17 protein-coding genes are annotated in these 19351 nt (G+C 45.0%); 8 read left to right on the forward strand and 9 right to left on the reverse strand.

Annotated features, from left to right (window positions below; genetic code table 11):
- Positions 1-69 precede the first annotated feature (69 nt).
- Positions 70-1320, reverse strand: coding sequence for a cysteate synthase (locus EO98_RS00360; protein ID WP_048142657.1), 1251 nt, complete (start codon positions 1318-1320; stop codon positions 70-72).
- A gap of 311 nt (positions 1321-1631) precedes the next feature.
- Entirely contained in the window at positions 1632-2090 is a 459-nt protein-coding gene (locus EO98_RS00370; RefSeq protein WP_048142662.1) for a hypothetical protein, read from the reverse strand.
- Between the two features lie 350 nt (positions 2091-2440).
- Between EO98_RS00370 and EO98_RS00375 the strand changes: the two genes are divergently transcribed.
- On the forward strand, positions 2441-2650 hold the full coding sequence (locus EO98_RS00375; protein ID WP_048134804.1) for a zinc ribbon domain-containing protein: 210 nt from the start codon (positions 2441-2443) through the stop codon (positions 2648-2650).
- Positions 2651-3037: 387 nt separating this feature from the next.
- Here the strand turns inward: EO98_RS00375 and EO98_RS00380 are convergent, their stop codons facing one another.
- The gene (locus EO98_RS00380) at positions 3038-3817 is read right to left on the reverse strand and encodes a tetratricopeptide repeat protein (protein WP_048142664.1); all 780 of its coding nucleotides are present in this window, start codon (positions 3815-3817) and stop codon (positions 3038-3040) included.
- Between the two features lie 209 nt (positions 3818-4026).
- Here EO98_RS00380 and EO98_RS00385 point away from each other — a divergent pair, with 209 nt between their 5' ends.
- Positions 4027-4467 (forward strand): hypothetical protein, encoded by a 441-nt coding sequence (locus tag EO98_RS00385; protein WP_048142786.1) that lies wholly within the window; start codon positions 4027-4029, stop codon positions 4465-4467.
- A gap of 70 nt (positions 4468-4537) precedes the next feature.
- Here the strand turns inward: EO98_RS00385 and EO98_RS00390 are convergent, their stop codons facing one another.
- Positions 4538-5302, reverse strand: coding sequence for a tetratricopeptide repeat protein (locus tag EO98_RS00390; RefSeq protein ID WP_048142666.1), 765 nt, complete (start codon positions 5300-5302; stop codon positions 4538-4540).
- 458 nt (positions 5303-5760) lie between these two features.
- Between EO98_RS00390 and lonB the strand changes: the two genes are divergently transcribed.
- From lonB to EO98_RS00405, 3 genes are read left to right on the forward strand one after another with little or no spacing between them, the layout of a single operon-like run.
- Positions 5761-7869: an ATP-dependent protease LonB gene (gene lonB / locus EO98_RS00395; RefSeq protein WP_048142669.1), complete on the forward strand. Its 2109-nt coding sequence runs from the start codon at positions 5761-5763 to the stop codon at positions 7867-7869.
- 2 nt (positions 7870-7871) lie between these two features.
- On the forward strand, positions 7872-9212 hold the full coding sequence (locus EO98_RS00400) for a TldD/PmbA family protein (RefSeq protein WP_235283840.1): 1341 nt from the start codon (positions 7872-7874) through the stop codon (positions 9210-9212).
- A gap of 2 nt (positions 9213-9214) precedes the next feature.
- On the forward strand, positions 9215-10525 hold the full coding sequence (locus EO98_RS00405) for a TldD/PmbA family protein (protein ID WP_048142674.1): 1311 nt from the start codon (positions 9215-9217) through the stop codon (positions 10523-10525).
- Positions 10526-10963: 438 nt separating this feature from the next.
- On the opposite strand, the gene EO98_RS00410 is transcribed toward EO98_RS00405, so the two are convergent.
- The 5 genes from EO98_RS00410 to EO98_RS00430 all read right to left on the reverse strand — a co-directional run bounded on the left by EO98_RS00410 (position 10964) and on the right by EO98_RS00430 (position 15586).
- Complete coding sequence (locus EO98_RS00410) at positions 10964-11413, reverse strand: universal stress protein (RefSeq protein WP_048142677.1); 450 nt, start codon at positions 11411-11413, stop codon at positions 10964-10966.
- An 823-nt stretch (positions 11414-12236) separates the two neighbouring features.
- Positions 12237-13175, reverse strand: coding sequence for a nucleoside recognition protein (locus tag EO98_RS00415; RefSeq protein WP_048134795.1), 939 nt, complete (start codon positions 13173-13175; stop codon positions 12237-12239).
- A gap of 219 nt (positions 13176-13394) precedes the next feature.
- Positions 13395-13853 (reverse strand): universal stress protein, encoded by a 459-nt coding sequence (locus EO98_RS00420; RefSeq protein ID WP_048142679.1) that lies wholly within the window; start codon positions 13851-13853, stop codon positions 13395-13397.
- 321 nt (positions 13854-14174) lie between these two features.
- Positions 14175-14690 (reverse strand): 4Fe-4S dicluster domain-containing protein, encoded by a 516-nt coding sequence (locus EO98_RS00425; protein ID WP_048142681.1) that lies wholly within the window; start codon positions 14688-14690, stop codon positions 14175-14177.
- A 14-nt stretch (positions 14691-14704) separates the two neighbouring features.
- Positions 14705-15586 carry a hypothetical protein gene (locus EO98_RS00430; protein WP_255350247.1) on the reverse strand — a complete coding sequence of 294 codons (882 nt, stop codon included), beginning with the start codon at positions 15584-15586 and terminating at the stop codon, positions 14705-14707.
- 720 nt (positions 15587-16306) lie between these two features.
- On the opposite strand from EO98_RS00430, the gene EO98_RS00435 reads away from it, so the two are divergent.
- From EO98_RS00435 to pyrG, 3 genes are all read left to right on the forward strand, one after another.
- Entirely contained in the window at positions 16307-16489 is a 183-nt protein-coding gene (locus EO98_RS00435) for a methytransferase partner Trm112 (RefSeq protein WP_048134791.1), read from the forward strand.
- A 14-nt stretch (positions 16490-16503) separates the two neighbouring features.
- The gene (locus EO98_RS00440; RefSeq protein WP_048142684.1) at positions 16504-17274 is read left to right on the forward strand and encodes a hypothetical protein; all 771 of its coding nucleotides are present in this window, start codon (positions 16504-16506) and stop codon (positions 17272-17274) included.
- Between the two features lie 458 nt (positions 17275-17732).
- Entirely contained in the window at positions 17733-19337 is a 1605-nt protein-coding gene (gene pyrG, locus EO98_RS00445; RefSeq protein WP_048142686.1) for a glutamine hydrolyzing CTP synthase, read from the forward strand.
- Positions 19338-19351 lie beyond the last annotated feature (14 nt).

Genomic DNA, 19351 nt, shown 5'->3' on the forward strand with positions numbered 1-19351 from the left:
TTTTCTTACAGGTTTTCAGAACTCAGATCAAAACCAGGACCGGAACTCAGATTAAAACCCAGCAGGAACTCAGATATTCAGCTCCTCAAGCGGAACGTCAGAGTCCCGGACAGTAACTTCAGGTTCCACCTGGAAAAGTGTGAAGTCTTCCTTCAGCCGCTTGAAACCTCCGCCTGCAATATTCAGGAGAATGGTGTCATCTTTTCCGACATTTCCGGCTTCTACGGCTTTTAACAGGGAGGCAGCCGCAACCGCAGATGGGGGCAGGATATCTATACCTTCAAGGGCCTCAAAAAGCGCTTTTGCTTCAAGGGCCTCCTCTTTAGTAACTGCATACATTATCCCGTCCGTCTCGACAAGTGCATCATAGAGCCCACCTGTTACGGAATATGGAGGTGCACGGTTGGTAAGCACAGTGGCATAGGTCTCTTCGATCTGTTTCTTTGCATCTTTCATGTCAATTTCGGGAATTATCTCTCTTCTTCCTGCCTGCCATGCACTGTACATGGGGACGAAAGGAAGGTTCTGGGCAAGCTGGAGCTTTGGAAGTACGGAGCCAAACCGCCCGTCGGCTCTTAGGCGCAGCGCAGCTTCCCAGGCTGAGATCCCTCCTGTGCCGCTTCCGACAGCCTGGAAGTAGTGGTCAGGCATCCTTCCTATGGTTACGGCTGCATCCAGCATTACAGTGCCCATTCCTTCTCTTCGGGCAACATTCCTGGCTCCCCCTTCAGGGACCATGCCGGGAAGTTTTGCAATTCTTCCTGCAAGGTTGATAGCATCGGTATAATCGTTCCCCGGGGTCATACTGATAAGGTGAATGGAATCGGTTGGTTCTTCAGGCAGCCAGAGTTTCGGAATGCCTGAATCAGGAACCACTATATAAACATCCGTTCCTGTAAGAGCAGAAGCGTGTGCAAATGCCCTTCCCGTATTCCCTGCAGAAGCAAGGACAATGGCTTTTCCCCCGGATTCCTTGAGAAGCTGCATCGTAGGATGGGCTTCGAGTTCTTTGAAACTGCAGGTTTTGATAAAAGCCCCTTTCTCGGGCCAGTATCCACTGAACCCTATGTAAAGGTTCGAAAGCCCCAGTTCCCGCGCAAGAGCTTCGCTTTTATACGTGACGGGCCCGGCTTCGGTAGTAAGCTCGTCCTGAACAGGAAGCCAGGAATGAAATTTACCTATCCCGGGCTGGTCTCTGAGCTCAAGCCTTTTTTCAAAGTATTCCGCCCGCAAAAGGGAGTCGTCATCCTCACAGGTTAGCCTGTATTCCTGGCCGTATTCTCTTCCGCATTTCAGACATTTTAATATGAATCGTCCCATTGCTATCAAAGAAAATTGGGTTTCTTTTGCTAAATATATGTTCCTGAAACCAGGATATAATATCCTGTATGTGTCACTGCACGTGAGAAATTATCTCATAAGGAGAATGGGTTCTCAGGAATGGAAGAATACCCCTGGAAATAAATTAAAAGAAATAAATGAGGTGGCGAGATGAGATGGCTAGAATGGATGATCGATCAGGGGCAAGAATGATCGCAAAAATAAATTTTGGAAAGGGATTAAGGAGAAGGTGTAGAAGAATTCACAGGTAAAAAGTTAAGAAAAAAGATAAGAGTTTGTGGTTAAACACGTTATTTGTAAAAAAGATCAGGAGTGGCTGTGGCATGTTCGATATTTTGCCTTGCCGTGGTAGGATAAACAAGGGTAAGTACGTCCGGCTGCATCCCTAACTTTCTGGAATCGTGCAGGTAAAATTCATCATTTTGTCTCGAGATGTTCTCGATATGGATCAAGGCACTGTTTCTTCCTATCCTCTCGACCTCCACATCCTCAAAATCAAAAAAGATCTCCTCTATTTTAGGCTCAAGATGCCTGCTCCCGAACAGGAACATATAAGCCTGGGCGAAGGGACTGAGGCTATATTTTACCTGGACGTCAGCATCCGTCTTATCAAATTCTATCACCATACTGTCAATATGGATATATTTCCCTTCCCTGAACTGCTCCATATTAACTCCGGGCGATACTTTTGAAGCCATTAAAGCAGCCGAGATTATCAGGGCGATTGTAATTATAGCTTTTATTTTCATGTGTCTAACGCTTTATAGGTATTCTTTTCTAATATATTTATTTCCTGCAAAGATTTGCTCCCTTAAGGAAAAGTCCGGTTGATCTTCCGTATGTCCAGACAAACGTTATGTCCAGACAAACTTTTTATCTGAAGATATAATAATCATCCCTTTCATTCTTGCATCTTCTTTGTTTTTCCCGGATATGGCCTTATCAGAAAATATCAGAAAATCCTTTTATATATATCTCTCCGGCACAACCCATAGTTTTTTTCTTTTCGATCCCGATTTTTGCAATAATATTAAATAGTGCAAGAATAAAGCTATTCCATCCTTCAGACTACCTGAAAAAACAGAGTGAGGCTAAAAAAATGAGCAAAAATGTTAATTTCATCTGCCCCAAATGCGGGAACACCTCCTACGAAACCGGCGAAATCCGTTCCACAGGCGGTTTCATCAGCAAAGTCCTCGATATCCAGAACAAGAAATTCACCCACGTCACCTGCAAGCGCTGCAAGTACACCGAATTCTACCAGGCTGACAGCAGCATGCTCGGAAACATCTTTGACCTGTTCACGTAAAATAAGCGAATCGGGGAGTTTTCAGCGCCCGAGTTCCGTCCCGCCCGAGTTTCGCTTCGGGATCACAGGAAATCGGAGATTTTCTGGGAGTTGCACTGTAAGTGCAACAGCACGAGGTCCTTTTCGCTGCGCTCAAGAGGACTGAATTACTTATAATCTGACCCATACAACCATATTCGTCACATCATACCGTTCTTTATCCGCTTTCTTCTCAGAAAAGAGGCTTTAATCTGTTTGCGCGTCGTGGAAGGTTGGGATTATCGAACCTCACGCGGGCGAAATATAAAAAAACAGTTATTTATCTATTTTCGCACAGGAAAAAGCCGCATCGCAGGCGTGCGGACAAATTAGGGCACAGACAGCTATTCAGACTGCGAGATTTTAGATTTAAATCGCTTCGAGCCTTTTCCGCGTGAGGCTGATTTCCTCCTTGAGCTTTTTGTTTCCAGGGTCTTTTTTGCTCAGGGTTTTCAGGATCTCAAGCGCTTTTTCGAAGTTTTCTTTTGCCTCTGCTTTTTGCCCTTTTTCTGAAAAGAGAGTCCCGAGGTTGTTGAGGGTCATTGCTGTGTCTGAGAGGTATTCCGGGTTTTCCGGGAAGTTTTTGAGGAGGAGTGCGTAGTTTTTGAGGGCGTTTTCATATTTGTCTTTTGCTTCTTCTGCCTGTCCCATTGTGAAAAGCAGTTCCCCGAGGTTGTTCTGGGTGTTTCCGGCGTACATCCGGTAGAATTCATTTTCGGGATGAAAATCGAGTTGTTTCTGGGAGATTTCGATGCCAGTTTCATAGCACTGCTGGGAGGAGGGAAAGTCGCCTGCCCTCTGGAAGATGTTTCCGAGGTTTCCAAGGTTGTTGAGGTTCATGTGGAGGGTATCAATGTAGAATTTGTTTTCCGGGTCGTCTGAGAGTAGTTTTACGCTGGTTGTTAAGGAGAAAGTGTAGGTCTCCATGGCTTCTTCAAGCCTACCCATGGACTGCAGCAGCTGCCCTCTTACTTTTAAGGTGTGAAACAGGATAGCTCCGTCTTTTGCTTCATGTGCGGCTTTTTCGGCTTTCCGGAGAGACTCAAGGGCTTCTTCGGACTTTCCTTTCTGCATCAGGTCCAGGGTTTCGTTGAAGCTTTTTACTGCTTCCTCTCTCAATTTCTTGGGCTTCTCGGGTGTTTCGGGCATATTAAAAAAAAGGCTTTTAATGTTTTATAGGTTGTGTTATAGCCTGCGTTTTTCCTCAAGTCCCTGCCTTTTTCCCAACTCCTATATATGTTATTAAAAGCTTAATTATAGATGTCCAAAGTTCCATATCTTTCTTTAACCCATGTTTTCTGGATATTTTGCTGCTTATCGACATTAGAAAAGGATATGTGCAGGTAGGGGGGGTCAGCATGGACAGGGAAGCAGAGAAAGACAAAAGGAATATAAGTTCAGGCAGGGGTAGGAGCAAAGCTGCTGGAAAAAGCAAATATGAAAAACTTTACGTGATACTCGTTGGTATCTTCCTTGCAGCCATCTTTTTCTATACTTTTTACATAGGCCAGTTTCTCTGGGGCATAGTCATTGATATCCTGGTCCTGAGGCTTTACTTCCTCATGCAACAGGAACAGCGTTATTTCATAGAGTCTGACCTCAATGAAGAGGAAGCCGGGACCCCGCACGACCCACGGATGAAGCGGAAGATCAGGCTTGCAAATATCCTGATCACTTTATTTGTGCTCGGGATCATCGTCTACTCATATTTATCTTTGCAGTTTATCTGGGGGATTGTAGTTGGACTAATGATCCTTCTCTATGTTCACATGTTGCTGTTCTCTGAGAAAAACCTGTAAGGCAAAGCTGTAAGATAAATCTGTAACTGCACTATCAAAGACCTTCTGCACTATCAAAGACCTTCGAGCCTTAAATTCCTTCCAGCCTTTCCCTTGTCAGGGTGATGGCTTCTTTGATTTTTTCGTTTTCAGGCTGCTGGGCTAGCAGATTTTCCTGCATTTTGAGGGCTCTTTTAAGGTTAGTTTTTGCAATTTCGGCTTTTTCAGGTTCCTGCTGTTTGAGGCAACTTCCTAACTGGCTGAGCGCGACTGAAAGTTCTGCCTGATAACCAAGGTTTTCGGGCTTCTCATTAAATAGTTTTTCGTAGGTTTCGACTGCTTCATTAAGGATTTCACAGGCGGTATCCAGGTAACCGGACTCTGTGAGGAGAGAACCGTAGTTATTCAGGTTTTCTCCGGCATAAGAATGGAAAACAGCATTTTCAGGGTTCTTTGTGATAAGGTCCGAATAGATTTTGCGGGCGCAGGAATAGGATTCGGCAGCCCTGTCAATTTCTCCATTCTTTCTAAGGAGGTTTCCTGTATTGCTAAGGGTTGTACCCATATAATGCTGGTAATCGGCATTTTCCGGGTCGGTTTTCAGGAGTTCGGAACCTACTTCAAGGGCTCTTTCATAGGTTTCAAGGGCCTGGTCATACTCTTTTGCCGAGTAGAGGATACCTCCGCGAGTAAAGAGAATATAGTAAAGAGCATCTGTGGATTTCGCCTGCCTTGCAGACTTTTCAGCTTTATCCAGGGTTTCGAGGGCTTTATCCAGTTTGCCTTTCTTGATCTGGGTTACAGCACTGTGAATCTGTTTCAGGAGGAGAAGATTTTTTACCTTGCTTCTGGACATAAGATAAAAATCCCCTTTGTTTTTTTAAATAGCTGTCGATATCGGTTTGCAGGTACTGGATGAACCCCTCAACGCAAAGTTCCTTTGAAGCTGATGTTTAATTATATATAGAGGATGTAGCATACGTATGTAAAAAATATCTTAAAACCCTCTTGTATATCAATTTGGGAATTGATTTTCTGATCAAGTTTTCGACTCAAATGTCCAGCTAGCAAATGGTATATAACAAAAGGTTTCTATATACTGTATATACAATGGCAGGTTAATTATATATACCGTAAGTTTATATAATTAGCCGAAGTACGGTTGGGGTTACAGTAACTTCAGGAGTATGTTATTGTAGCAGCCGTTTTTGACCATTATTCTACCATCAAGTTTGTTGTTTTTTCAAAAGCGTCAAGTATATAATCTCGATCAGATAACGTCTATCCAATAACGTTCTAATATGTGAGCTAACCATGGTGTATAATAATAATCAGAACATAGACGGGTCTTCGGAGAATATGGACAGGAAATCCCCTGAAGTGGACGAGACTGTTCCAAATATGGACAGGAAATCCCCTGAAGTGGATGAAGCTGACCCAAAAGTAGACACGTCTGCGGCCGACCAGACGAAGGATGCGCCTACTCAGGTCATGGCCGAGTCTGAGTTAAGTGATGAAATAGACGAAGATGACATAGGCTTCCAGTTTGAAGACACTTCAAACATAGAGGTCCCAAAACTTCTTATTGACCAGGTGTTGGGACAGGAACATGCAGTGGAAGTCGTAAGGAAGGCTGCCAGCCAGAGACGGCACATCATGATGATAGGGACTCCGGGAACAGGAAAGTCCCTGCTTGCAAAAGCAATGGCAGAGCTTCTCCCAAAAGAAGAGCTCAAGGATATCCTTGTATATCCTAACCTGGAAGACCTTAACAATCCCAAGATCAGAGAGGTTCCTGCAGGGAAGGGCAGAGAAATTGTCATGGCTCACAAGATGGAGGCAAGAAAGAAAGCCCAGGCCCGGAACATGCTTATGATGCTCTTTGTTTTGGGTATTATCATCTATTCTTACTTCGTCGCCCAGCTGCTCTGGGGTATCATTGCAGGCATTATGATTCTCATGTTAACCCGCCAGTTCCTTCCCAAAGAGGAAATGATGATTCCGAAAATGGCGGTTTCAAATTATGACAAGGAGCACGCACCCTACATCGATGCAACCGGAGCCCACGCAGGAGCTCTGCTTGGGGATGTCAGGCACGACCCCTTCCAGTCTGGAGGGCTTGAGACCCCTGCACACGACAGGGTAGAAGCCGGAGACATCCACAAAGCCCACAAAGGGGTGCTTTTCATTGACGAAATCAATACTCTCAGGCTTGAGTCCCAGCAGAGCCTCCTGACTGCACTTCAGGAAAGGGAATACCCGATTACCGGGCAGTCCGAGAGAAGCTCGGGAGCTCTTGTTAAGACCGAGCCTGTACCCTGCGACTTCATTATGGTCTCTGCAGGGAACCTGGATGCAGTACAGAAAATGCACCCTGCACTCAGGTCAAGGATAAAAGGCTACGGGTACGAGGTCTACATGAGAGATTCCATGGAAGACAGTCCCGAAAACCGGAAGAAACTTGTCCGCTTCGTTGCCCAGGAAGTCGTCAGGGACGGGCACATCCCTCACTTTGACGAAGGTGCAGTAGAAGATATAATCAGGGAAGCCAGAAGGCGTGCAGGCAGGAAAGGCCACCTTACTCTGAAGCTCCGTGACCTTGGCGGGCTTGTGCGTGTTGCAGGAGACATTGCCCACTCCGAAGGGGCTCCAATTACAACTTCCGAGCATGTGCTTGCGGCAAAGAGGATCGCAAGGTCCATCGAACAGCAGCTTGCAGACAGCTACCTCGAACAGCGCAGGGACTACGAGTCCTTCATGAGGAAAGGTTCTGCTGTGGGTAGAGTCAACGGGCTTGCAGTTATGGGCGGAGATTCAGGAATCGTGCTTCCCATAGTATCCGAAGTCACTCCTGCTCTTTCCGGAGCCGAAGGGCGAATTATTGCAACGGGCAAGCTCAAGACCATTGCAAAAGAAGCGGTGCAGAATGTATCTGCCGTGATCAAGAACATGACCGGCACGGACATTTCCCGCCACGATGTCCACATCCAGTTCGTAGGGACATATGAAGGCGTGGAAGGGGACAGTGCATCGATTTCCATAGCAACTGCCGTAATCTCTGCGATCGAAAAGATCCCTGTGGACCAGACTGTCGCAATGACGGGTTCTCTTTCTGTCAGGGGAGATGTCCTGCCTGTTGGCGGGGTCACCTACAAGATCGAAGCTGCAGCCCGGGCCGGCATGAAGAAAGTCATTATCCCAAAAGCCAATGAGGCAGATGTTCTTGTTGAAAAGGCATACAGGGATAAGATCCAGATCATTCCTGTTTCCTCTATTGCGGAAGTAATGGAACACAGCCTTGTGGGCCCAAAAAAGAACACAATTATCGAAAAACTCAAAAATATTACAAAACTAAGTTTCGATATTCCGGAAGTATCACCCGCTTCCGTACAGTCCATGAACCTCTTCGGGTGCAGGAACTAATTATGAAAGGCATTATGCAGGACATAAAGTTTTATGACTGCAGGGTGATAGAAGGCAGTTCCACTTCTGTCATCCTGGATAACGGAAAGATCGAAGAAATATCCAGAAACTTCACAAGGGGGGCCGGAGTAAGGGCCCTCTGCGGAGGTTCCTGGGGTTATACGGCTGTTGAAGGGGATATCGACCTCAAGCGAGGGGTTGATGCTGCCTCAAAACTTGCTTTTTCTATGAATGCGAGCACCCCTAAAGAAGAAGTCGAACTCGCAGCCGTAAGTTCTCCTGATGTAAAGGACCTTCCTGAAGTCAGGATCGACCCGAGAGACATTGCAATTGAAGAAAAAGTAGACCTTTTGAAGAGTATTGAAGAGCATGCAAGGATTGCAGGCGTTCACAGTACAAAGGTAATGTATCTCGAATCCGAATTTAAAGTCCAGTACCGAAGTTCCGAAGGTCTGGAATGTGAATATGAACTTTTGAATGTCGGTTTTGCAGTTTCTGCCGTTGCTTCGGAAAACGGCGTCTACCAGGCAGGTAGAGAAAGCCGTTTCGGGTATGGTTATGAGCTTTTTGAGAAAGAAAACGTCCTCGAACTTGCCGGAAATGCAGGAAAGACCGCAATTGAGCTCTTGAAGGCTAAAACCCCTAAAGGTGGAGAAATGCCTGTAGTGCTTGATCAGGAACTTGCAGGAGTATTTGCCCACGAAGCTGTAGGACATGCTTCGGAAGCCGACCTTGTGCTTGAAGGGGATTCCATTCTTGAAAACAGAATCGGAGAACAGATTGCGTCCCCGCTGATAACGATGATAGATGACCCTACTCTGCATGAATTCGGGTATTATCCCTTTGATGCCGAAGGTTCCGAATCAAAAAGGACCGAAATAATCAGGGACGGGGTTTTCAATTCCTATCTTCACTCCAGGGAAACCGCAGCCAAACTCGGGGGAACTCCCGGAAACTGCAGGGCTCAGGGCTATTCCATGCCTGTTGTCAGGATGAGCAATACCTTCATTGACAACGGTGATTCTAAATTTGAAGAGATGCTGGAGGACGTCAGAGACGGCATGTACCTTGTAGGGTCAAGAGGCGGACAGGTAAACACCGGAGAAGGCATATTCCAGTTCAACGCCGAAAAAGGGTACCTTATAAAGAACGGGGAGCTTTCCGGGCTCTTAAGGGATGTCTCCCTCTCAGGGAATACTCTTGAGATCCTGAACCATGTAACACATGTGGGAAATGACCTGAAAATGACTGCAGGAAGATGTGGAAAATCCGGACAGCTTGTGCCTGTGTCTGATGGTTCTCCTCATATTGCAATCTCAAAAGCCCTTATAGGAGGCGCCTGAAAGTGTACGAGCTTGCAAGAAAAGCCCTGAAACTGGCAGAAGAAGCAGGGGCTGAAGAAGCTGAAATTTATTACGCCGCAAACCATTCAACAGGCGTCAATTTCAAAAAGGATTCACTTGAAAACGCTAAAGACCGTTTCTCGGAAGGCCTGGGAATCCGTGCCATTGTAAACGGTGCAGTGGGCTTTGCCAGCACCAACTTTGCAGGAGACCTCGAGAACGCCGTAAAGATTGCGGTTGCAGAAGCCAGGGTCCGGGAAAATGATCCTGACTGGGTAGCCCTTCCTTCTAACGGAAAATACCCTCAGGTCTCGGGCATCTTCGATAAAAAGATTGAAGCTCTTGAACTTGAAGAATGCATTGGCTATGCCGTAGAACTTGTTGAAGGAACAAAAGAGATGCCAGGTACGCTCCCTACTTCAGGCGGCTTTACCCGTTCAAAGAGCAGGCAGCTTATCCTGAACACAAACGGGATCGAAATTGAAGAAGAATCCACAGCAGTTTCCGGTTTTGTTGATGTGATAACCGTAAACGGGGACACCTCTACAGCCTATGACTTTGCGGTTTCCCGTTCCCTTGACATTGACTTTTTTGCGCTCGGGAAAAATGCTTCCGATCTTGCCCTGAAATCCAGGGGCGGAATAAAAATAGAGCCGCAGAAAACCGATGTTATCTTTCATCCTTTTGCTTTCTCGGACATCCTTGAAGAAGCCCTTGCCCCTTCGATTGACGCAGACAACGTGCAAAAAGGAAGGTCAGGCCTTATAGGGAAGCTCGGGGAAGAAATCGCTGTCCCGGAACTGAGCATTTACGATGACGGGCTGGTTGAAGCAGGCATAGATACCTCGGCCTCGGATGATGAAGGTGTTCCTTCACAGCATACCACAGTTATTGAAAACGGTGTGCTTGAAACCTACCTATATGACAGCTATACCGCAGGAAAAGCCGGTGTGAAAAGCACAGGAAACGGCTCAAGGTCCTCCTATACAAGCCCTCCCTCAGTAGGGCTCAGGAACTTTGTTATCGACTACCCGCAGGAAGATATTATTGCAAATACTACCTCCGGAGTTTTCGTAAACACGATTATCGGCGCCCATACTGCAAACTCAATTTCCGGGGATTTTTCCGTAGAAGCCAGAAATGCCTTCACAATCAAGGACGGAGCCCTGGATAAGCCTATAAAATCCCTCATGATCTCAGGCAACGCCTTCGAACTCCTGAAGAACATCACAGGTGCAGGCTTTGACGTAAGGAAGGTCGGAGGCATAATCACGCCTTCAATCCGGGTTTCCGGCATGAGTGTAATAGGATAAGAGTTAATATCTTAAATTACTGCAGCTAAGTTTTTTGACCTCAAAGGCTCTGTTGTTAAGAACTTAACCTCGTGTTGTTAAGAACTTAATATTGGAGTAAGCTCCTGAGGTCAACTTTTTTTCAGAAAATTTGATCCGGTTTCTACGTATCCTGGTAATTTCGGGTTAATTTCAGGTCAATTTCAGGTAAATTTCAGGTCAATTTTATTATATTTCTTTTAACTACTCGGGTTCTATAGAGAAATTCTAGAAAACGCCTTCACATAACTCGATAAATATTTAGCCTGATCTCAAAAGTCTGTTTTGAATCCAAAATAAATATGGTACCTCCACCAGCTTGTCTGGCGGCTCGTCGAAAAAAGAGAACGAAATAAAAAAGAGAACGAAATAAAAAATTTGAAAAATAATGAAAAGAGCATTTTTCATGTAGACTTTACTTTATTTCGGGAATTCGCCTCTTACCACGAGTACAGGTGTCTTTGAATGCCTCACCACGTTTTCAGCTACACTCCCGAGCAGGAACCTGTCGAGTCCGGTTTTCCCTAGTGTTCCTATCACAATCATTTCGATGCCGTTCTGTTCCGCAAATTCTACTATTTTATCTGCGGGGTGTCCTTCCAGAAGTACAGATTCCACTTCTACTCCTGTAGATTTTGCGGTATCTTCCACAAAACGCGTAGCTGCTTTTCCTTCATTCCTGAAGTGCTCCATGGCAGCCTTTTCCCAGCCAAAGTCCCTGGCAGAATGGGTCGTCGGAACTACCACATATACAGCGTAAAGTTTAGCTCCACTGAGCCTGGAAATTTCAATCGCCGTATCAACCGCTTTTTTGACGAGTTCCGAACCATCGGTTGCAACCATTATTTTTGTATAAGTTCCCTCTCTCATACCAAATTCCTCTTTTTTATTCTCCGGTCTTATTTTTCTGTTAGCCTGTGATCAGCTCCGGCTTTCTGAAGTATTATCCGGCACAGACCCCCATCTGATCGGCGCATATGTGCGTGTCAGTTATACCTGCATCACATTATATGCGATCCAAATTTATACTATTCTAATTATTATACGTCGCTTTTCCATATAATCTTAAGTGATTTATACCGTCCTTTGGTATTAGAACTGAAATACATTTTACGAAATATCTTTGGCAGAGATTCTTTACTCCTTTTGTTTCTACCTTAGACCGTTTTATTTTTTTAAAGGTACCCGGATTCCTTTATTTATGCGCTAATAATTCTTTTAATATACCATTTCAGGATAAAAACTCTCGAAACTTAGTGATTTTCTATTTATTATGGCACAAAAAGGCATTATCCTAATTATGTGCCAAAACGCTTATATATGGCTTAATCCTCTGAAGTATTTGGTGAACGGGTAAAGCTCAAAATCAGATATTGTTGCTCATATTCAAATCCAACATATTTTAACCTCCTCCAAAAACCCCCGTTCACTGATTTGCTCATTATATTTTTAGTAAGTTTATGCAAGTAAACTTGAATTCGATTTTGTATATTTTTCTTTCCTTTGAATAGCTCTTCTCATATTTTTTTAAACATTGCCCTATGAATAAGTCTTTCTCAGGAAACACTTCCCTGCTAAGGGTAACCTTCACTGTCCTGGAAAATTCTATTTGCCCGGGATACCCGGTACTATTCTCAATCTGCTCTTCTCGGTTCTTATACTGTTTTAGAGAACTTATGCAATTCCTGGTGCTTCAGGAAGCCATACTCAGCAGTAATAACAAAATTACAAGCCTTACAAATATGCTTATTGCCGTAGAATACGCAACAATCTGGACTCCAAGGCGTGTCCCGAAAATAGCTACTTTTTTTGGGAGCTGGCTGCGGATGGCAAAAATCGGGAGCATGAACATACTGCCAAGCATAAGCACAATCATTGCCTGCACATTTGTTATCTCTCCTGAATGGATCATGGGACCGAGAAGTGAAATTCCGAGTATAGGGCTTGCAACGTAACTTGTCAGAGGGACAATTGTCTCCGGGGGTATTTTAAAAAGCTCGGCAAGGGGAAGCACACTGAAAATCTCAAAAGCTCCCTGCTCCTGAAGGACAAAGATGATGGTGGTTGCTATAAGGTAAACTCCCGCAATCTTCAGAAAAACCCTTAACTCTTTTTTGAACGCACGTTTAAACGCGGTCTTCAAAGACACTTTTTCCGTACTCCGAGTTTCAGGGGCTCTGCAGGAATTGCCTTTAAGAAAAAGCTTGCTTGCAACCGCAATTACCAGGATCTTAAACACTGCAGTGACCACAAATACAAAAGAGTAAAATCCCCCTACTACGAGACCGAGCGCAGGTAGCACGATAGGAATCTGATAGGTGAAGAGTTCACGAAAATAGGCAGGGGTTGCATTCATCATTGAACAGAGCACGGTCTCCCTGTCGTTAAGGCAGTTTTCCTTTTTGGCCTGAAAAAGCATACTGTTTGCAGCAACAGCAGATCCTATTGCCACAACGAAAGCTGAAGCACAGGTTTCTGGCAGGTTCGTATAGGCAAAAATAGGGCTTACAAATTTTGAGACCTTCTGCATCAGGCCGAGTTCCACAAGCACGCTGGTACCCATAAGCCCCACAAAAATCATAAACAGTATCGGAAGCGCAAAGTCAAGTACGTTGAGAAAAAGTCCTATCATTGAAAGTTATTTGGGCCGGGCAGGTAAATCAATCTATCCCGAAAAAATCCAGGGCTCCTGCCCTGAAAAATCCTAGCTTTTATATTTAGTTTTTTAACGTTTAGCATTTTACACTTAGCGTTTTACACTTAGCGTTTTACATTTAGTTTTACATTTATTTCCGGTATTTAGCGTTTTACATTTAGTTTTACATTTATTTCCGGTACTTTGCATTTAGTTTTACTTTGCTTCCATTTCCTTTACAACCAGTACGGCTTTCCGGGAATGCCTCACCACATTCTGAGCCACGCTTCCCAGCAAAAACTTCTGGATTCCTGTCCTGCCGAGTGTTCCCATTACGATAAGGTCCATGTTATTTTTTTCTGCAAAATCGATAATCTCATGCGCAGGACTTCCTTCAAGGATAACGGATTCAACTTCAACATCCGCAGCTTTTCCTGCGGTTTCGACATAAGCTGTTGCTTCCTTTCCTTCGGTAGTGAGATGCTCTTTCATTGCTTTTTCCCACCCCAAATCTCTAGGATGAGCCATCGACCCACCTCCCGAAGAGACAACATATACGGCATAGAGTTTTGCCTCGCTTAGTTTTGCGACTTCAACAGCAGTATCAACCGCTTTTTTGATGAGTTCCGAACCATCGGTTGCAACCATTATCTTCCTGTAAATATTACTGTTCATACCTGACTCCCCTTTTTCTTTTCCGGTTCTTTATGTCAATATTGCAATAATCATTTATATATATCATCCTGGAACTCAATGAGCTAAAGGCAGCAAGTTTCCTGTTAGAAAACAGGGACAAACATGGCAAAAGATGGAACGTACCTGATATTTTACCTCGACATTATACTCCATATCAGGTTATGATCTCCTTTTGCAGAATTAAAGCGTGGCGTGAACAAAACCCCGTTACCTTCAACGAAGTCTGCCGGCGTAGGGGTCTGACAGCGTAGTTTTGATTCACCCTGGAGATTTCAGGGAAGCCTCAGTGCATTTTGTTCCTTAACGCCTTTCTACCTCCGAAAACACAAGGGCATGTGTGGGACAGGCCTCCACGCAGGCAGGCAACTCCCTGCCCTCGCAGAGGTCACATTTTATCACGGTCCCCTCTTCAGTCCGCCTGCCGATCACTCCATAATTGCAGGCCATGGAAGAGGTCCAGCACCCTGCAGCAAGAATTAACTGGTACAGAGAAGAAAAACGGGTGCAGACCGTAGAACAGGTCCAGCAGTCCACGCAGCGTTCCGGGTTGTGGCTTACAGTGCTTGTAATTGTGTCTCTGGAAAGAGCTTTTGTGGGGCAAACCGAAACACAGGGAGCATCCTCGCAATGGCGGCAGGTGATCGGCACGGAGGCTTCAAGGGCAGAGATGTATTCAACAGAGATGCGTTTTTTTGGGGCTGGTTCTTCTCCTAAAGCCGAAAAGAGGGTTTTGCTCTTAGAATGTGCAACAGCACAGGCAACTTCGCAGGAGTGGCAGCCCAGGCAGCGTTCAGGCCGGATTATCACGTCTTTCATTGTGAATGCCTCCCTTACTTCAAGCCCAATGCCTTTCTTTTTCCTTCAATATGCTCAAGCATCAGGTTTGCAGCTTTGAAGGGGTCAGGCTCAACTGCAAAACTTGCTCCAACAACACTGTCCAGGCCTTTTGTCAGCAGAGCCGTAACTGCCTGGCTGCCAAGGACAGGGGGGATCGTGCCGAGAACGGTAAACACTCCGGAAGAAACAACGTAAGCCCCTATACTCACTGCTTTTTCGCTCATCCATTCAGGGGCTGCACCGGCAGCGGGGAGGTCACTTATATCCACACCCAGGCGGTTTGCAATTGCCGAGGCAAGCACCAGGATGCGGCTGATATCAACACAGGAACCCATGTGCAGGACAGGAGGAATGCCAAGGGCTTCGCAGATGCCTTTGAGTCCGTCTCCTGCCAGAACAGCAGCTTCCGGCACAAGAAGCCCGGCTTCGGCACAGGCAATCGCATTGCATCTGGTGGTCACTGCCATGACATTATTCTTGATCAGCTCCTTTACAAGGTTCACATGCCCGTAATTGTGCTGGACCTTTACATTATTGCATCCAACAACCGCTCCGATTCCTTTCACCGGACCTCCGGCAATCGCCTCGATGAGAGGGTCAGGGCTTCCTCCAAGGGCATTGAGGATTGCTTCGACACTGAAACCGACCATGCACTCCTGCTTTTCTTCCGGGATACTTACCTTTTCGCGGTTCCGGTTCGGGAAATTTTCCACGGCTGCCCTTACAATTTCTTTTGCAGTTTCATAAGCCTCATCTTCATGGTATTCCATTCTCACAGTTCCCGGGAAATCGGCTTTTGGAGATGTGGATATAAATTTTGTACGGTAGCAGCCGGTAAGTCCTCCAAGAGACGGCATAATGCACTGTACATCCACTACCGCGTGATCCTAAAATAAGTTGAGCTAAACCTGATCTTGTTCCTGAAGCTCAATTTGTTAAGTTGATAAAATTATTTAGGACTACCAAATGTTTAGGACTACCAAATGTTATTATTTTATATACTTTTTTAAAAAACGCAATGTGTGAATATATATTTGAAGTTATTCCTTCAGGCAGATGTACTAAAAACTCAACTAATAAATAGCCTGAAAAATGATAGATTACCTGATACTTAGATCACATTAAAATAGGAAGATGAATTGAAGGAAGATTACTGAATAAAATAAGTATCCTGCATAACATGGATCAAAGGATACGGATAAGAGAAGTCAATGGAATATATAAATAAGTCAAAAGAGAAGTCAATGGAATATATAAATAAGTCAAAAGAGAAGTCAATGGAATATATAAATAAGTCAATGAATAGGAATCGTCAGGAATAAATCGATGCCTGAAGATAAAGGCATCAGAAAACCAAATAGCAAGGATCAGGAACACGAGATCTGCGAAAGAATGCCAGGTCCACAAAAGATATAAGTAAATAACCCTGGCGAATATATAAGAATTAAATGTAAATAGCAGGATAAGGTTCTCATGTCTGAGAATGAAGGATAAATAAGAATCAGGATCATTTGAGTACAGGACCTTAAAATATCCCCGCTAAATGTAAAATTCTGTTTCCCCTATCGCAAAAGTGGCTTTGATGGTGAATTTTTGTGAAAAAAGATCTTATGGATATTCTGGCCTGCCCTATATGTAAGGGCGATCTGATTTTGAACGTTGTTGAAGAAAACGAAGAAGAGGTCATATCCGGAACCCTCTACTGCCCTGTCTGTAAAGAGCATTATCCCATAGATGAGGGGATTCCGAATTTGCTTCCTCCGGACCTCAGGAAATGATGTGAGGGTTGAACTTGGAGCAAATATTCCAGAATGTTATCATTAACCGGCAGGAAATAAACTCTATTGAGTTTGAAAACGAAAGCATTGAGATTCCTCTTTATCCAGGCGGAGAGCAGACTTTCGAAATCCTGGTTACAAACTACGGGTCTCCAACTCATATCCACCTTTCAGTGAGTGAAGAACTAAAAGGCCAGATCACTTTTTTGCGGGACAACCCCTATGTGCTCCAGAAAGAATACGTTTCTGCAGTTGCAAGAATCCCACAGGAAGGCAGGGTACTTACAAAAGGTCATATTTATATCACTGCAGGTTACGGCTCGAAAAAGAAAGGTTTTCCAGTCCATCTCGGAAAGGCAGGGACTGAGGCAAAGCCGCAGGAGCCCTCAAAGGATGAGGCTACAAAAAGGGAAGAAGACACGGAAGAGTTAAAGCCCTCAAGGCCTTCCGTAGTGGAACCTGTAATAAAAATATCTCGTCCAAGGACAGGGGGCGGAAGCAGAAGCGGATTTAGCGGGATTTCATCTCCCTTCCGGAGGAATTTTAAGGGAGGGTTTTCACCCACTTCAGGAAAAAAGACTCGAAAAGGTATGGGACAGAACGAAAGGCTTCCTCTAGCCCTGGCTTTTGGAGGCTTTTTACTGCTTGTATTCTTATTCTTCCTTTACTTCATTCTGCCAGCTGGACTCCAGTTCAGTGTCAGTTTTGCTCAGGCCCTCTTATTCTCAATCCTGTTTGTGACCTGTACAACCTACATCCTGCTAAAAATTATGGAAGACGGTTGAGCAACCCAGGGAAACCGGGCTCATATATCATTTTGCAGTCCGGATGAAATATATTTGGCTAAAGTGGATGAAATATATCCTCGGCAAAAATCATACTTTCAGGAAAATAAAATTATAAGTTAACTGAGGTCCTCAGATAAGTTCGCTTATCTGAATTTCCTTCTTGTTTTAATTCTTAATCGAGCTTCATGAGTTCTTTTTTTAGCTTTTTTGTAAGCTTGCTCTGTTTATCGTTTGCTGTAATCCTGCTTTGGTTTTCGTTTGCGATTTGAGATTATTTTTTCCTGGAATTAGAGAGTAATTTTTATATCATGAAGATATTGGTATTGTGTTCGTACGCAAGAATTGAAGTGAATCATTTGTATATGTTGTTCATCTGATTGCTTTTTAGTCTAAAGTTCACAGGGATCTTTTGATCTAAAACCTTCTATTAGAAAAATTATCAAGGAAGCTTACCCATGAAATATATCGTAGTTACCGGTGGGGTGATGAGCGGGCTTGGGAAAGGCATCACCATCGCGTCCATCGGCAGGAACCTGAAAAACAAAGGATATAAAGTTACGGCCATCAAGATCGACCCTTACATCAATATTGATGCAGGCACCATGAGCCCCTACCAGCATGGGGAAGTTTTTGTTCTCAGGGACGGAGGAGAAGTTGACCTGGACCTCGGAAACTACGAGAGGTTCCTTGACACGGAACTTACCAGAGACCACAACCTCACCACAGGCAAGGTTTACCAGGAAGTAATCGCCAAGGAGAGAAGAGGAGACTACCTCGGAAAGACCGTCCAGATCATTCCCCATATTACAAACGAGATCAAAAATAAAATAAGAAAGGTTGCAGCCAGGAGCGGGGCTGATGTCTGTCTTGTTGAGATCGGAGGTACTGTAGGAGACATTGAGAGCATGCCTTTCCTTGAGGCTGTCCGCCAGATGCACAGGGAAGAACCTTCCGAAAATATTGTCTTTATCCACGTTACCCTTGTTATGGAAGACCTTCAGGGCGAACAGAAAACCAAGCCTTCCCAGCATTCGGTGAAGGAACTCCGAGCTCTTGGTTTGAGCCCCGAAGTAATCGTTGCAAGGTCAAAGACTCCTCTTCAGGAAAGCGCCAAGGAAAAGATTGCCCTTTTCTGCGACGTGCCACAGGAACTGGTTATCAGCGCTTATGATGCAGACGATATTTACGAAGTGCCTCTTGTCATTGAAGAGCAGGGACTGACCGCCCAGCTCATGAAGCACCTGAAACTTGATTCCTGTATTGAAGATGACAGGTGGAGAGAGATGGTTGCAAGGATGAAGTCCACAACCGACGAGGTCAAGCTGGCAATTGTAGGCAAATACACAAACCTTGAGGACTCTTACCTGAGTATACTTGAGGCTGTCAAGCACGGTGGAATAGATAATGGGTGCAGGGTTGAGGTCAAGATGGTTGAGGCCGAGACTCTGGAAGACGATCCTGCAGAAGTTGAGAAGTTCATGCAGGTTGACGGCATCCTGATTCCCGGAGGCTTTGGCGGGCGCGGGACTGAAGGTAAGATGCTTGCAATCAAATATGCAAGGGAAAACAATATCCCGTTCCTCGGAATCTGCCTTGGCATGCAGCTTGCGGTGATCGAATTTGCAAGAAATGTGGCGAAGCTGGATAACGCAAACAGTACGGAGTTTGATGAAGATACTCCTTACCCGGTCATTGACATCCTCCCGGAGCAGACCGGAGTTGCGGATATGGGCGGCACCATGCGTCTTGGAGATTACGAAGCCATCCTTAAAGAAGGCTCCCTTGCCACAAAGCTCTACGGCACCAATTATATTGTTGAGCGCCACCGCCACAGGTATGAGGTGAACCCCGAGTTCGTGGACAGGCTTGAACCCTTTGGCATAGTCTTTTCCGGCAAAAACAAAAACCGGATGGAAATCGCCGAAATTCCTGACAAGCGTTTCTTCTTTGCTTCTCAGTTCCACCCGGAGTTCAGGTCAAGACCGGGAAGGCCGTCTCCCCCGTTCAAGGGCCTCGTCAGGGCAATGTGCAAATACAGGAAAGAAAAGGAAGGGCAGTAACCCCATCAGAGTGA

Origin of the sequence: Methanosarcina sp. 2.H.T.1A.6 (assembly GCF_000979455.1) — an archaeon.
Lineage (GTDB): Archaea > Halobacteriota > Methanosarcinia > Methanosarcinales > Methanosarcinaceae > Methanosarcina.

What these genes read in the sequence shown, in the direction of transcription:
- EO98_RS00360 (WP_048142657.1), bottom strand. Translation starts at nt 1,320, where the DNA reads ATGGGACGATTCATATTAAAATGTCTGAAATGCGGAAGAGAATACGGC.
- EO98_RS00370 (WP_048142662.1), bottom strand. Translation starts at nt 2,090, where the DNA reads ATGAAAATAAAAGCTATAATTACAATCGCCCTGATAATCTCGGCTGCT.
- EO98_RS00375 (WP_048134804.1), top strand. Translation starts at nt 2,441, where the DNA reads ATGAGCAAAAATGTTAATTTCATCTGCCCCAAATGCGGGAACACCTCC.
- EO98_RS00380 (WP_048142664.1), bottom strand. Translation starts at nt 3,817, where the DNA reads ATGCCCGAAACACCCGAGAAGCCCAAGAAATTGAGAGAGGAAGCAGTA.
- EO98_RS00385 (WP_048142786.1), top strand. Translation starts at nt 4,027, where the DNA reads ATGGACAGGGAAGCAGAGAAAGACAAAAGGAATATAAGTTCAGGCAGG.
- EO98_RS00390 (WP_048142666.1), bottom strand. Translation starts at nt 5,302, where the DNA reads ATGTCCAGAAGCAAGGTAAAAAATCTTCTCCTCCTGAAACAGATTCAC.
- lonB (WP_048142669.1), top strand. Translation starts at nt 5,761, where the DNA reads ATGGTGTATAATAATAATCAGAACATAGACGGGTCTTCGGAGAATATG.
- EO98_RS00400 (WP_235283840.1), top strand. Translation starts at nt 7,872, where the DNA reads ATGAAAGGCATTATGCAGGACATAAAGTTTTATGACTGCAGGGTGATA.
- EO98_RS00410 (WP_048142677.1), bottom strand. Translation starts at nt 11,413, where the DNA reads ATGAGAGAGGGAACTTATACAAAAATAATGGTTGCAACCGATGGTTCG.
- EO98_RS00415 (WP_048134795.1), bottom strand. Translation starts at nt 13,175, where the DNA reads ATGATAGGACTTTTTCTCAACGTACTTGACTTTGCGCTTCCGATACTG.
- EO98_RS00420 (WP_048142679.1), bottom strand. Translation starts at nt 13,853, where the DNA reads ATGAACAGTAATATTTACAGGAAGATAATGGTTGCAACCGATGGTTCG.
- EO98_RS00425 (WP_048142681.1), bottom strand. Translation starts at nt 14,690, where the DNA reads ATGAAAGACGTGATAATCCGGCCTGAACGCTGCCTGGGCTGCCACTCC.
- pyrG (WP_048142686.1), top strand. Translation starts at nt 17,733, where the DNA reads ATGAAATATATCGTAGTTACCGGTGGGGTGATGAGCGGGCTTGGGAAA.